The organism is Oceanobacillus sp. M60 (genome assembly GCF_053839645.1).
Window position 1 is genome coordinate 316,412 of record NZ_JBSSNH010000006.1, and the last position, 14,894, is coordinate 331,305.

A 14,894-nucleotide genomic window follows, 5' to 3' on the forward strand; every position below is an offset into this window, starting at 1 on the left:
CTATGATAAAGAAGACATAGCGACTGGCAAGCCGTCAGGCGCAGACAGAGCCATAGTCGAACTTATGCCCTGCGGGTGAAAGTCAACATCGGTTCGTTACCTCACCGTGATTCCTTTATCTCTTTAAATAAAGGAAGTTCGACCAAGGTCGAACCACCCCCAAAGACCGGGGGCGCAATCTCTACGTTTTTCGACGCACACGACGTGCTAGTGCAGGCGTTGCGACATGGACGTCGCGTTCTTAGCCTGCAAGGGCGCTCTGCGCTTTTGGTTTAGAAAAGGATGTTGGAAATGAATGAATCAATCTTAGAAGTGAAAGGTATTGGCGAAAAAGTAGCAGAACAGCTTGCCTTCATGCATATTTACGAGACGAATGATATATTACAATATTTCCCGTATCGATATGATATCTATGAAGAAAAACCTCTGCAAGAACTGGTTCATGATGAGAAGGTTACGATTAAAGGGAAGGTCCTTTACAATCCTTCTCTTACTTTTTTTGGAAAGAAAAAGTCACGGTTAAGCTTCACTGTAGAAGTGGAAGGGATTGCTGTAAAAGCGATTATGTTTAACCGGGCATTCGCAAAGAAACAGATTCAGCAGGGACAAGATATTACCTTAACAGGAAAATGGGACGCGCACCGCCTGCAAATTACAGTCAGTAAATATAAAACAGGAAAAATGGAAGAAAATGATTCCATTACCCCTGTATATTCATTGAAAGGCGATTTAACTTCTTATAAATTCCAAAAGCTTATCAAGCAGGTGCTTGACTCACATGTGGACGATATCACAGAGATTCTTCCTGCTTCTTATTTGGAAAATTATAAGCTTCCGGAAAGGAAAGCTGCAGTAAGGACGATGCATTTTCCGGAGAGCAGGGTTGCTTTAAAGCATGCACGGAGGCGGTTTATCTATGAAGAATTTCTGCTGTTTCAGCTGAAGATGCAATTGATTCGAAAAATAAATCGTGAATCCACCAAGGGGAATGAACAGGATTATCAGGTGAATAAAGTTGAAAGTTTTATTACATCATTGCCGTTTACATTAACCGATGCGCAGCAAAAAGCATTAACTGAAATTTTAAAGGATATGAAAAGTGCTTATCGAATGAACCGGCTGCTTCAAGGCGACGTTGGCTCCGGGAAAACCGCTGTTGCGGCAATTTGTCTATACGCTGCTGTTACAGCTGGTAAGCAGGGAGCTTTAATGGTTCCTACTGAAATTTTAGCGGAACAGCATTTCCAATCCTTTCAAACGATGCTGGAAGGCAGAGCGGACGTTGCTTTGTTAACAGGATCTGTGAAGGGGAAAAAACGAAAAGAGCTGACCCGGCAAATTGAAAATCAAGAAATTGATATTGTGATTGGAACGCATGCACTTATTCAGGAGGATGTCTTATTTAAGGCTTTAGGCTTAGCAATTGTGGATGAGCAGCATCGCTTCGGAGTTGCGCAGCGCAGGACATTGCGAGATAAAGGACTGGATCCGGATGTTTTATTTATGACAGCAACCCCGATTCCCAGAACGCTTGCGATTACAACATTTGGCGATATGGATGTATCCATTATCAATCAGCTTCCTTCCGGGAGAAAAGAGATTGAAACATTATGGGTGAAGGAAAATATGTTTGAACGGATTCTTGATTTTATTCAAGAGCGGGTTAAGCAGGGCGAGCAGGCATATATTATCAGTCCGCTTATTGAGGAATCGGATAAATTAGATATTCAAAACGCTGTTGACCTGTACCATCAGCTGACAGCTTACTACGATAATGAAATGGAAATTGGCTTAATGCATGGCCGCCTATCTTCCGCGGAGAAGGATGAAGTAATGCGCGATTTTGCAGATAACAGGGTAAAGGTGTTAGTTTCAACAACCGTTGTCGAAGTCGGAGTGAACGTTCCGAATGCTACCGTAATGGTAATTTACGATGCAGAACGTTTTGGCTTGTCGCAGCTGCATCAGCTCCGGGGGCGAGTCGGCAGAGGAAGTAAGCAGAGTTACTGTATTCTGATTGCAGAACCCAAAGGGGAAGTAGGCAAAGAGCGGATGCGCATCATGTCAGAAACAAGTGATGGATTTGAACTGTCCGAACAGGACTTGCAATTGCGCGGACCGGGCGATTTTTTTGGCAGAAAACAAAGCGGTATGCCCGAATTTAAAGTAGCTGACATGGTACACGATTACCGCGCGCTGGAAACCGCGCGCCAGGATGCACAGCATATTGTTGAAAATAATTTATTACAATTCGAAGACTACAAGTATTTAAAGGAAATATTATCAGAAGAAGAGGGGCTGCTTGAAAAATTGGATTAGCAGAGACAGCAGTTAAATCAATAGATTACTTGCATAAAAAAGCATGCTATTATATATTACTATTAGTACCAAGTCTTAAAACGAAACTTCACCATCGGCAGTATTCAATAAGCGCTCTTTTTCCCGGATCGGGACAAGAGCCGGGACGGCGATTACATGCCCTTCCGAAGCTATTGTAATATGGCATAAAAAGAATCGGCACCTCTGAAAATATTAGATGAAAGTTTGATGATAGAAATGAGACGATCAAAAGCAGAACGGCAATCGTTATTAAGAGAAAAAATCGAAGGCTCTCCATTTGTAACGGATGAACAGCTTGCGAAGGATTTTCAAGTGAGTATTCAAACGATTCGGCTGGACCGTATGGAGCTGTCTATTCCTGAACTTCGTGAACGGATAAAACATGTTGCTACAAAGCAATGGAATGAAACGGTCAAAGCTTTGCCAGTGGAAGAAGTAATCGGGGATATTATTGATTTGGAGTTGGATGAGCGTGCTATCTCTATGCTCGATATTACATCAGAGTTTGTTTTTTCCAGAAATAAAATTGCCAGAGGGCATCATCTGTTTGCCCAGGCAAATTCATTAGCTGTGGCCGTCATTAATGATGAACTTGCATTAACTGCAAAGTCCACTCTGCGTTTTAAAAGACAGGTTAAGGAAGGCGAAAGAGTGATTGCCAAAGCAGCTGTTAAAGGAAGGGACAAGCGGGGGTATACCATCGTGGAAGTAAACAGCTTTGTTAATAATGAGCCTGTGCTTACAGGTGAATTTTTCATGTTTCATTCCAGTGAAAGCAAAGGAGAATAAATCAATGCGATTAGCGATAGATGCAATGGGAGGCGACCATGCACCAAAGGAAATTGTGTTAGGTGCGATGGAAGCTGTAAAAGAAAATAAAGATTTACAAATTACCCTTTATGGGGATGAAAATCAAATTAAACCAATTTTAACGGACAGCAAGCAAATTAATATCATACATACAGATGAAAAAATAACATCAGAGGATGAACCTGTAAAAGCGGTACGGCGCAAAAAGAATGCTTCGCTTGTTTTAATGGCTAAAGCTGTCAAAGACGGAGAGGCAGATGCCTGTATTTCTGCAGGGAATACGGGTGCATTAATGAGTGCCGGCTTGTTTGTCGTTGGACGTATTCCAGGAATCGACCGTCCTGCATTAAGTCCTACTTTTCCGACAGTGGACGGGCAAGGATTCTTAATGCTGGATGTCGGGGCAAATGTAGATGCAAAACCAGAGCATTTGCTTCAATACGCTATTATGGGCTCTATTTATGTGGAGAGAGTAAGAAATATCAAAAAACCTCGTGTCGGCTTATTAAATGTAGGCACAGAAGATGGTAAAGGGAATGACTTGACGAAAAAAGCTTTTCAGCTTTTAGAAAATGCTCCTATCCACTTTGTGGGAAATGTAGAAGCAAGAGATATATTAAATGGTGTGGCAGATGTTGTAGTGACAGATGGCTTTAGCGGGAATGTAGCACTGAAAACCATGGAAGGTGTTGCAGAAACAATCTTTTCTCTTTTAAAAGGTGCTTTTATGTCTTCCACAAAAACCAAAATTGCTGCGGCGCTTGTTAAAAATGACTTGAAAGGTATAAAAGACCGGTTAGATTACTCAGAGTATGGCGGTGCGGGGTTATTTGGACTTTCTGCACCAGTAATTAAAGCGCACGGATCTTCCAAAAGCCGGGCAATCACCAATGCTGTGAAGCAGGCAGTTTATATGGTTGAGAACAATGTGACCGCAACGATTCAGAATACCATTGAAACGATCAATGAAGAGGAGGAGAAATAAATGAAACGTATTGCATTTATGTTCCCGGGACAAGGGTCGCAGGCTGTTGGCATGGGGAAAGATTTATATGACGCTTATCCGCAGGTGCAGGCTCTGTATCAAGAAGCAAACGAAGTGCTGGATATGGATATCCAGACACTTATGTTTGAAGGACCGAAAGAAACTTTGACGGAAACAGAGAATACACAGCCGGCACTATTATTATCCAGTGTTGCCGTATCCAAGCTCTTAGAAGAAAACGGCATTCAGCCTTCGATGGTTGTTGGACATAGCTTGGGGGAGTACAGTGCATTAGTTGCTGCTGGTGCAATCAAATGGCAGGACGCAATTCAGCTTGTTAAAGTAAGAGGACGTTTAATGGAACAGGCATTTCCAAAAGGGCAGGGAACCATGGCTGCTGTGTTAGGTCTTGGTCAGGACAAGGTTCAGGAAGCACTTGAGCAAGTGAAAGACGAAATTGTAGATATTGCCAATTTAAATTGTCCGGGGCAGATTGTTATTTCCGGTTCTGTTGCAGGCGTGGAACAAGCAGCTGCATTATTAAAAGAAGCAGGAGCAAAACGGGTATTGCCGCTAAATGTAAGCGGACCGTTCCATTCCGGGTTGATGAAGCAGGCTAACGAGGATTTTGCAGCACATTTAAATGAAACAGCTCTAGGAGATGCAAAAACACCTGTTTATGCAAATGTTTCAGCTGATGCAGTAACGGAAAAAGAAACCATGAAAGAATTATTAGTACAGCAGCTCTACTCGCCGGTACGTTTTGAAGAATCGATTCAAAAGATGCTGGAAGAAGATGTGGATGCATTTGTTGAAGTAGGTACAGGTAAAGTACTTTGTGGATTATTGAAAAAAATCGATCGGAAAACAAAAACATTTGCTGTACAGGATCAGGAATCACTCGACGCGTTTATTCGCTGGTACAAGGAGGAAGAATAATGTTACAAGGTCAAACAGCAGTAGTAACGGGAGCTTCCAGAGGGATTGGCAGAGCAATTGCTTTGGAACTGGCAAAAAATGGAGCAAATGTCATTGTAAACTATTCAGGTAGTGAAGCAAAAGCAGAAGAGGTTGTTGGAGAAATTCAGGAGCTCGGAGTAAAAGCAGTTAAAGTACAGGCAAATATTTCTGAGGAAGAATCTGTTAAACAACTCATGAAGCAGGCTGTGGAAGAATTTGGATCGATCGATATATTGGTGAACAATGCCGGTATTACGAAGGATAATTTATTGATGCGAATGAAAGAAGATGAATTCGATCAGGTGATTCAAACCAACCTGAAAGGCACGTTCTTATGTACGAAAGCAGTCACCCGTCAAATGATGAAGCAAAAATCAGGACGTATTATTAATGTAGCTTCCATCGTCGGAGTAAGCGGAAATCCCGGACAGGCTAATTATGTTGCAGCCAAAGCGGGAGTAATTGGTTTAACCAAAACAACCGCAAAAGAGCTTGCTTCACGAAATATCTTAGTGAATGCTGTTGCACCAGGGTTTATTTCTACAGATATGACGGATTTATTAAGTGAAGAACAACAGGAATCTTTATTGCAATTAGTGCCGTTAGCGCGCTTAGGCAAACCGGAAGACGTCGCACGGGTTGTCCGCTTTTTAGCAAGTGAAGATGCAAATTATATTACAGGGCAGACCATTCATATTGACGGTGGAATGGTGATGTAATACAATTGCAGAACAATAAAGAAAAATTGGTATTTGCGAAGCCTTTAGGCAAACACCTCAGTTACACTTTCATTGACTAAAAATGGCCGCATCATGTGACCAGCGTCAATAATAGGACATCATGTCCGTTCTGCTTTTTAATTTTTAAAGTGAAACAAAAAATAATGATATATTTTGAAAGGAGGTGAACGGGTAATGGCAGATGTGTTTGAACAAGTAAAGTCTATTATTTCTGATCGTCTGGATGTAGACGAAGAAAAAGTAGTTTTAGAAGCTTCATTTAAAGATGACCTTGAAGCAGATTCACTAGATGTTGTTGAGCTTGTTATGGAATTAGAAGACGAGTTTGATATTGAAATTGCTGATGAAGATGCTGAAAAGATTAATACAGTAGGTGATGCTGTAGATTACATAAACAGCAAAGCTTAATGAATAAAAACAACCTATGGGAAAGCTTCTTTTTAGAGGCTTTCCCATAGCTATTTAACGTAGTGGTTACCTGTCTTATTGAAAGGTGGTGCTGGTGGCCGTGCTTAATCATGAAATAAATAATTTATTAAAGTATGTGGTAAAATAAAGGTTATATAAGTCAGTATCTGTATGTATTAAAGAATTCCGGCAACGTTTATTTGTTTCTTTAGAAAGTGTGAAATCATTTATTTTATGGGGGTGAAGGAGATTAATTTGGAATTAAGCCAGCTGGAGAATGAATTAGGAATAACTTTTCAACAAAAAGATTTATTAAAGGAAGCATTTACACATTCTTCTTATGTCAATGAATATAAAAAAAGCAAGCTGAATGATAACGAGCGGCTGGAATTTTTAGGAGATGCCGTACTGGAATTAGCTGTTTCACAATATTTATATAGGAATAATCAGGAAATGCCTGAGGGAGAGATGACCAAATTACGTGCAGCTATTGTCTGTGAGGCGTCTTTAACGGTATTTGCAAAACAATTTGACTTTGGGAAATACATCCTTTTAGGTAAAGGAGAAGATAAGACTGGCGGACGTCAAAGACCTGCCATTCTAGCGGATGCATTTGAGGCCTTTTTAGGAGCACTTTATTTAGATCAAGGCTTTGATGCGGTGCTTCGTTTTCTAAATATGCATATTTTCCCTGCATTAACAGTAGATACGTCAACAAGTGTGATGGATTATAAAAGTCATCTTCAGGAAATCGTTCAGCAGCAAAAAGATAGAAAAATTGAGTATGAGATTATTGAAGAGCGCGGACCTTCTCATTATAAAGAGTTTATCGCTCAGGTTGTAATTCAGGGAGAACCCGCTGGAAAAGGAAACGGAAGAACAAAAAAAGAAGCTGAGCAAAAGGCAGCCAGAGCAGCGCTTGAGAAAAAACTTCCAGAATAAAAAAACGTTACGCAAGGATAATTTAGCTGCTTGTTCTTGCGTAACGTTTTTCTTATATTGCATGGCTGAAAAGGTACTGTGGCAACTTTTTCACTGGGATGAGTAATCGAAGCCCCAGTTCCTAAGCGTTGCAGCCTTAGGCTTTCTGTGTCATTTGCGAATGGCTGCTAATTCATTTATAAAGGCCTGTGTTTCTGACGCGCTTAAACGGCCTTTACTGATAACCATATCATACATCCATTTTAAGTCCTCATATTTTTCAAGGTTATAATCCTCTGCGTCCATAATTGAACGATTTACTACCTGTAGCTTTTCAGCTAACTCTTGAAGCATATACTCCATATTTTCCTTGCTTGGCTGCTCTAACTGCATCGTATCCTCCTCTTATTTATCCTCTTCAGGAATTTTATCCGTACATAGAAAAAGTACAAAATAGGAATGAATGGTATTTCAAATGGGCTATGTACGAATAAATAAAATTAATCTTATAACAAGTGTTAATTATAGCATAATTTTTATCCTTCGTTAAAGCATTCCTTTCTGAATTAATAGCATGTCGCGCATAGGCTAAAGTGTCATAATGTGATAAAATATATTAGCTAAACAATTCAAGCAGCGGAAGAAAGAAATAAGTTTCATTTTATTGAAATGTTCACTTTGCCACAGCTTTGGAAATCATAAAGCTGCGTATGAAATGATGAGAGAGGCTGCTGTCAGCCACTTTTTAAAGAATAAGAAAGTATAAAAAAATGCTGAATATAGCCGCTCCAACGGGTTTCATGGGGTGAGTAATCTTAGGCCCAGAAATACACTCCGCTTTCCGTGGACCCCAGGCTCATCTCCTTTAAAGAAGACTTAGCGATTGGCAAGCCGACAGGCGCAGACAGAGCTAAAGTCGCACTTATGCCCTGTGGGTAGAAAAAAAGAAGGTCACTTTTTTTCTGCGGGGTCTTCACACTGGGACTGGGACTGCGATTACTCGTCCCATCAAAAAGCGTCGCTAGAATTAGCTTCATTTCTTTGTAAGAAAGCAAATAAAACATATTTCTTCAAAGATGGGAGCGGATGTTGTCTACTCCTGCGGGAAAAGCAACAGATAGACCTGAGCAGGAAGCGGTTTTCTTACCGTGTGGCTGAACGTTGCCCGCGGAAAGCGACTTCCCGGAGCGGACATCTCTTTGGCAAGAACATCGATATTTTAAAGACCAAGTGGTATTCTTGGTTTTTCTTACGATAACGATAAATAGATACGATAAAATAGAAAGATTAGATTTTTAGGAGAATGATTATGCATTTAAAGCGATTAGAAAGTGTTGGATTTAAATCCTTTGCAGAGCGAATTAACGTAGATTTTGTACCTGGAGTAACAGCGGTAGTAGGTCCGAATGGAAGCGGGAAAAGTAATATTACTGACGCAATCCGCTGGGTGCTGGGTGAACAATCTATGAAATCACTTCGCGGATCCAAAATGGAAGATATTATATTCCAGGGGAGTGACTCGAGATCTCCTTTAAATATCGCTGAAGTTACCCTTGTATTAGACAATAAAGATCAGCGCGTACCGCTGGATTACGAAGAAGTCAGTGTGACAAGAAGGGTTTATCGATCTGGGGAAAGCGAATTTTATATCAATAAACAGGTTTGCCGACTGAAGGATATTGTTGATCTGTTTATTGATTCCGGTCTGGGCAGAGAAGCTTTTTCTATTATCAGTCAGGGAAGAGTGGAGGAGATTCTCAGCTCGAAAGCAGAGGAACGCCGTGTGATTTTTGAGGAAGCAGCAGGCGTTTTAAAATATAAGCAGCGTAAGAAAAAAGCGGAATATAAGCTTGCTGAAACGCAGGAGAACCTGAATCGTGTCGAGGATATTGTTTATGAAATTGAACAGCAGCTGGATCCGTTAGAGGAGCAATCAAAAAAAGCAAAAGAATATCAGACCTTGCAGGCTGAACTTCAAGAAACAGAGATTTCTGTGCTGATTACGGAAATGGAACAAATTCATCAGGAATGGCAGCAGGTATTAGAAAACTTAGCTGTAAACGAAAAAAAACAGAAAGAACAATCCGAAGCCATTCGTCTGATCGAAACGGACGTAGCAAAAGAAAAAAAACATATACAGCAATATGAAACAGAAATAGAGCAGCTGCAGACGGATTTATTAGATATAACAGAACGACTGGAGAAATTTGAAGGAAAGAAGCAACTGTTTGATGAACGCTCCAAGCACGCAGATGAGAATAAAGAAAAGCTTGTACAGCAGTTAGATCGGGTTACTTCAAATGTTCGTGTGCTGGAAAAACAAAAAATAAATGAACAGGAGAAGCTGGCGCAGTTAGAGGCTGAGAAGACTGATACTTTGGCCAGGAAAAAAGAATTAGAAAAGAAATTAGCAATGCGGCCGGAAGATGTAGCTAACCGAATTGAGGATTTAAAAGCGGAGTATATCGAGTTGTTGAACCAGCAGGCTGCTTATCGAAATGAAAAACAATCTGTTGATCGGCAGCAAGAGCAAATTGAAGCAAAAAATAATTCTCAATCCATGAAATTTAAAGATATGCTCACGGAGAGAAATGAGCTGCAAGATAAACAGACAGCTGCGGAAGAGGTCTTGCAGACTTACCAGAACCAGCTGGAAAAGAAGGCGCAGCAATTAAAAACGTTAAAGGCTGAATTGCAATCAGAACGCACACAATATGAGGAAGCGCAATCCAAGCTTTATCAAGGCTATCAATACATTGAAAAAGTAAAGTCAAAAAAAGAAATGCTCGAAGAAATGAAGGAAGACTTTCAGGGCTTCTTTCAGGGCGTCCGTCAGGTGTTACGGGCAAGAGAAGAAGGCAAGCTGAAGGATATAGAAGGGGCGGTTATCGAGTTAATGGATGTCCCTAAAGACTATATTACGGCAGTGGAGACCGTATTAGGCGGACAAGCACAGAATATTGTTGTGGAAACAGACCAGGCGGCAAGAGAAGCGATTAATTGGTTGAAAAAGACCAATAGCGGGCGGGCAACTTTTCTCCCGCTTAAATCGATTCAGCCCCGTTTTTTATCCAGTGAAGGAAAACAGGAAGTAAGGGAGCACCCGGGATTTGTAGGTGTTGCTTCTGATTTAGTGCAGCCGAAAGCTAAAAAATATGAGAAAGCAGTGCAGCATTTAATGGGTAATGTGGTTATTGCTAAAACCTTGCGGGATGCAAATGACATTGCAATAAAACTGCATCGCAGATACCGGATTGTCACGCTGGACGGAGACATGGTCCACCCTGGAGGCTCTATGTCAGGAGGAGCGCAGAAAAAACAAAATCAATCGCTGTTTACCCGCGAAAAAGATCTGCAGGAGCTGCATGCGCGCTTGGCAGAATACAAACAGAAAACAGAGCAATTTGAGCAAGGTGTACAGAAGAAAAAAGATTATTTGCGAGAGCTGGATGAAAAAATCAGCGATACCGAGCAAGAAGTGCAGAAAATGCAAAAAGAGGTGCAGGAAAGTCAAGCTGATTTTCAAACCTTTCAGGCGAAGCTGACATCCATCAATGACAATTTGTCCATCTATGATATGGATAAAAAACAGAATGAACAGAGCCGCACAGAATTAGCGGATCGAAATAAAGTCCTGACAAAAGAATTAGAAGAAATCAATATTAAGCTTCAAACAGTGCAAAAAGAAGTGGATGATTTAACAGAGGAAGAAGCGAAATTAAAAGAGACGCAAGGAAAATTACAGGATGCGTTTTACGAGATCAAAGTAACACTGGCTGAGCAGGAAGAACGCTTTAAAAATCAAAAAGCGAATACAAAAGCTTTGGAGACGCAGCTTGAACGGGCAATTGAGGAAAAAAAACAGGTGGACGAAGAGCTGGAGACAATAACGGCAATAAAAAATCAGGAAGAAACAGAAGAAGAAATGGAAGAGAAAATTGTCAATGCCAGAACTTCCAAACAGAGATTAACGGAAAGCATAGAGAAGCTGCGCACTAAAAGAAAAGAAAGCTTAGACAAACAGCAGTCCCTGGAAGCGAAATTGAAAGAAGCGCAGGAACAATACAGCGTGACGAATGAGCACTATCAAAAACAGGAGGTCAAATCAAACCGCCTGGATGTGGAGCTTGATAACCACCTGCAGCAGCTTGAAAAAGAATACTTGATGACATATGAATTGGCAAAACGTGATTATGCAAAGGTTGAAAATATGGATGAGGCAAAAGCAGTCGTCAGCCGTTTAAAGGATAAAATCAACCAGCTGGGTACGATTAATTTAGGTGCTATTGATGAATATGAGCGTATTTCTGAAAGGTACCAGTTCTTAAAAGAACAAAGAGATGACCTTGTGGAAGGAAAGCGAACGCTATATACTGTTATTGAAGAGATGGACACAGAAATGAAGGAGCGGTTTTCAGCCACTTTTTCAAAAATAAAAGAAGAATTCTCTCAGGTGTTTATGCACTTGTTTGGCGGCGGACATGCTGAATTAAAATTAACAAACCCGGATAATTTATTAGAAACAGGCGTAGATATTATTGCGCAGCCGCCGGGGAAAAAATTGCAGCATTTAAGCCTTTTATCAGGAGGAGAACGAGCATTAACAGCAATCGCCCTTCTCTTTTCCATTTTGCGTGTCCGTCCAGTTCCGTTTTGTATACTGGATGAGGTCGAAGCGGCTTTAGATGAAGCGAATGTAGTCCGCTTTGCCAGGTATGTGAAGCAATTCAGCAAGGATACACAGTTTATCGTCATTACACATCGAAAAGGAACCATGGAGGAAGCAGATGTTCTTTATGGTGTGACGATGCAGGAATCAGGGGTGTCGAGACTGGTTTCTGTCCGATTAGAGGATACAAAAGAATTGATTCAATCGTAGGGGGATATCAATATGGGATTTATGGATAAATTGAAAGCGCGTTTTAAGCAAAACGAGGAAACCAAGGAGGTTTCCGAAAAATATCAGGAAGGTATGAAAAAGACAAGAGATACCTTTTCAGGGAAATTAAATGATTTGATTGCACGTTATCGTAAAGTAGATGAGGATTTCTTTGAAGAATTAGAAGAGGTATTAATTACAGCAGATGTCGGTGTTTCCACTGTGATGGATCTTGTCGAAGAACTTAAAATGGAAGTAAAGCGTCAAAAAATCAAGGATTCCTCTGAAATAAAGGATGTTATTTCAGAAAAGCTTGTAGATATTTATTATGGCGATGAAGATTCGTCCATCCAGCATTTGCAGCTGGATGAAGACGGATTACAGGTTATTCTTGTTGTTGGTGTAAATGGCGTGGGGAAAACAACAAGTATTGGCAAGCTTGCACATCAATTAAAAGCAGATGGAAAAAATGTCATCTTAGCAGCAGGGGATACTTTCCGTGCTGGAGCAATCGACCAACTAGAAATCTGGGGAGAGCGTGCCGACGTTCCTGTAATAAAGCACAGCGAAGGCAGTGACCCTGCTGCGGTTATTTATGATGGAATCAGAGCTGCAAAGTCTCGTGAAGCAGATGTTCTCATTTGTGATACTGCAGGAAGACTTCAGAATAAGGTGAATCTGATGAACGAGCTTGCTAAAGTGAAACGCGTCATTGAACGTGAAATTCCAGGTGCTCCCCATGAAGTTTTGCTGGTTTTGGACGCTACTACCGGTCAAAATGCATTGACACAGGCACGTACCTTTTCAGAGGCAACAGATGTGTCCGGAATTGTCTTGACTAAACTGGATGGTACAGCAAAAGGCGGGATTGTGCTGGCTATTCGTAACGAATTGCAAATTCCGGTGAAGTATGTCGGATTAGGTGAAGGGATCAATGACCTGCAGCAATTTGACGCAGATGCCTTTGTATTTGGATTATTTTCTGATTTAGGAATGAGTGAGGAGAGCGAGAAAACGGAATAGGCGAAACCCGCTTGACTACTTGACAATTTCCGATTGAGTTGGATATGATAAATGTAAAGGAAAATCACTTAACAAGAGGTGTGCCCGTTGCTGGAAAAGACAAATCGGATAAATTATTTATATGATTTTTATCAAGCACTGCTGACTCCAAAACAGCGCAGTTATATGGAAATGTATTATCTGGAAGACTACTCATTAGGTGAGATATCGGAGCTCTTTGAAGTTTCCAGACAAGCTGTATATGATAATATAAAAAGAACAGAAAAAATGTTAGAGTCTTATGAGGATAAGCTTCATCTTTTTTCTAGATTTGAAAAACGTAAGCAAATCATTGTGAAGCTTTCGGAAACGGTAAAAGATCCGGAGGCAAAAAAGTATGTTCAACAATTACTAGATTTAGATTAGGGGGATACCTTCTATGGCATTTGAAGGATTAGCGGACCGTCTCCAAGGTACGATAAAGAAAATTACCGGTAAGGGTAAGGTCTCTGAGCAAGATGTAAAAGAGATGACAAGAGAAGTTCGCCTGGCGCTTTTAGAAGCCGATGTAAACTTCAAAGTTGTAAAACAATTAATTGCCCGGATAAAAGAAAGAGCGGTCGGGCAGGAAGTAATGGAAAGCTTAACACCAGGGCAACAGGTTATTAAAGTTGTAAAAGATGAATTAACGAATTTAATGGGTGGAGAGCAAAGTAAAATTGCTGTCGCCGACCGTTCGCCGACCGTTATTATGATGGTTGGTTTACAAGGTGCAGGTAAAACGACCACCACGGGAAAGCTTGCGAACCATTTACGTAAAAAGCATAACCGTAATCCGTTATTAGTTGCATGTGACGTCTATCGTCCGGCAGCCATTCAACAATTGGAAACGCTCGGTACACAGCTGGATATGCCTGTTTTTTCATTAGGAACAGAAGCAAATCCGGTTGATATTGCCAATCAGGCGATTGCTCAGGCAAAAGAGAATCACAATGATTATGTCATTATTGATACGGCCGGCCGTTTGCATGTAGATGAAAACCTGATGGAAGAATTACAGAAAATCAAAACAGATGTAAAACCAGATGAAATCTTTTTAGTGGTTGATTCCATGACTGGGCAGGATGCTGTTAATGTAGCAGAAAGCTTTAATGAACAGCTTGATATTACAGGAGTTGTTCTGACAAAGTTAGACGGGGATACCCGCGGCGGTGCGGCGCTTTCTATCAAAGCGGTAACGGACAAGCCGATTAAATTTGCCGGGATGGGAGAAAAACTGGATCAGCTGGAAGCCTTCCACCCAGAACGTATGGCATCCAGGATTCTCGGTATGGGGGATGTGCTTTCTTTAATTGAAAAAGCTCAGACCAACGTGGATGAAAAACAGGCAAAAGAATTAGAAGAAAAAATGCGTACGATGTCCTTTACATTTGACGATTTCCTGGAACAAATGGGTCAGGTCCGTGAAATGGGGCCGTTAGATGACTTAATGGCTATGATTCCAGGCTCAAACAAGATGAAAGGCTTGAAGAATGCCCAATTAGATGAAAGCCAATTGACCGAAGTTGAGGCAATTATCCAATCCATGACGAAAAAAGAGCGTCAGGAGCCGAGTATTATCAATGGAAGCAGGAGAAAACGGATTGCAAAAGGTTCGGGAACTTCTGTTGCAGCGGTCAACCGCTTAATAAAGCAATTTTCGGAAATGAAAAAAATGATGAAGCAAATGACCAATATGCAAAAAGGGAAAAAAGGAAAAGGCGGCGGATTTAAATTTCCTTTCATGTAGAGTTGATTTTCATGCTTTTTTGTAATAAAATAAGCTTGTAATGGAAAAATACTTTACAGA

At 40.8% G+C, this 14,894-nt stretch carries 12 protein-coding genes; 11 read left to right on the top strand and 1 reads right to left on the bottom strand.

Annotated features, from left to right (window positions below):
* Window positions 1-291: 291 nt before the first annotated feature.
* The 7 genes from recG (at window position 292) to rnc (ending at window position 7,185) form a co-directional block, all read left to right on the top strand.
* Window positions 292-2,319, top strand: a complete 2,028-nt coding sequence (gene recG / locus ACW0TQ_RS16450; protein ID WP_256704852.1) for an ATP-dependent DNA helicase RecG — start codon at window positions 292-294, stop codon at window positions 2,317-2,319.
* A gap of 237 nt (window positions 2,320-2,556) precedes the next feature.
* The gene (gene fapR, locus ACW0TQ_RS16455) at window positions 2,557-3,129 is read left to right on the top strand and encodes a transcription factor FapR (protein WP_193063358.1); all 573 of its coding nucleotides are present in this window, start codon (window positions 2,557-2,559) and stop codon (window positions 3,127-3,129) included.
* 4 nt (window positions 3,130-3,133) lie between these two features.
* Entirely contained in the window at window positions 3,134-4,135 is a 1,002-nt protein-coding gene (gene plsX, locus ACW0TQ_RS16460; RefSeq protein ID WP_193063360.1) for a phosphate acyltransferase PlsX, read from the top strand.
* Entirely contained in the window at window positions 4,136-5,074 is a 939-nt protein-coding gene (fabD, locus tag ACW0TQ_RS16465) for an ACP S-malonyltransferase (protein ID WP_042535088.1), read from the top strand.
* Window positions 5,074-5,814 (top strand): 3-oxoacyl-[acyl-carrier-protein] reductase, encoded by a 741-nt coding sequence (gene fabG / locus ACW0TQ_RS16470; RefSeq protein ID WP_042535087.1) that lies wholly within the window; start codon window positions 5,074-5,076, stop codon window positions 5,812-5,814. Before fabD ends, fabG begins: the two co-directional genes overlap by 1 nt.
* Window positions 5,815-6,009: 195 nt before the next feature.
* Window positions 6,010-6,243: an acyl carrier protein gene (acpP, locus tag ACW0TQ_RS16475; RefSeq protein WP_042535086.1), complete on the top strand. Its 234-nt coding sequence runs from the start codon at window positions 6,010-6,012 to the stop codon at window positions 6,241-6,243.
* A gap of 234 nt (window positions 6,244-6,477) precedes the next feature.
* The gene (rnc, locus tag ACW0TQ_RS16480) at window positions 6,478-7,185 is read left to right on the top strand and encodes a ribonuclease III (RefSeq protein ID WP_374705731.1); all 708 of its coding nucleotides are present in this window, start codon (window positions 6,478-6,480) and stop codon (window positions 7,183-7,185) included.
* A 150-nt stretch (window positions 7,186-7,335) separates the two neighbouring features.
* On the opposite strand, the gene ACW0TQ_RS16485 is transcribed toward rnc, so the two are convergent.
* Window positions 7,336-7,557: a DUF1128 domain-containing protein gene (locus ACW0TQ_RS16485; protein WP_042535084.1), complete on the bottom strand. Its 222-nt coding sequence runs from the start codon at window positions 7,555-7,557 to the stop codon at window positions 7,336-7,338.
* A gap of 916 nt (window positions 7,558-8,473) precedes the next feature.
* On the opposite strand from ACW0TQ_RS16485, the gene smc reads away from it, so the two are divergent.
* The 4 genes from smc to ffh all read left to right on the top strand — a co-directional run bounded on the left by smc (window position 8,474) and on the right by ffh (window position 14,834).
* Window positions 8,474-12,043, top strand: coding sequence for a chromosome segregation protein SMC (smc, locus tag ACW0TQ_RS16490; RefSeq protein WP_042535082.1), 3,570 nt, complete (start codon window positions 8,474-8,476; stop codon window positions 12,041-12,043).
* 12 nt (window positions 12,044-12,055) lie between these two features.
* Window positions 12,056-13,066, top strand: coding sequence for a signal recognition particle-docking protein FtsY (gene ftsY / locus ACW0TQ_RS16495; RefSeq protein WP_042535080.1), 1,011 nt, complete (start codon window positions 12,056-12,058; stop codon window positions 13,064-13,066).
* 87 nt (window positions 13,067-13,153) lie between these two features.
* On the top strand, window positions 13,154-13,471 hold the full coding sequence (locus ACW0TQ_RS16500) for a putative DNA-binding protein (RefSeq protein ID WP_042535078.1): 318 nt from the start codon (window positions 13,154-13,156) through the stop codon (window positions 13,469-13,471).
* Window positions 13,472-13,484: 13 nt separating this feature from the next.
* Window positions 13,485-14,834, top strand: a complete 1,350-nt coding sequence (ffh, locus tag ACW0TQ_RS16505; RefSeq protein ID WP_042535076.1) for a signal recognition particle protein — start codon at window positions 13,485-13,487, stop codon at window positions 14,832-14,834.
* Window positions 14,835-14,894 lie beyond the last annotated feature (60 nt).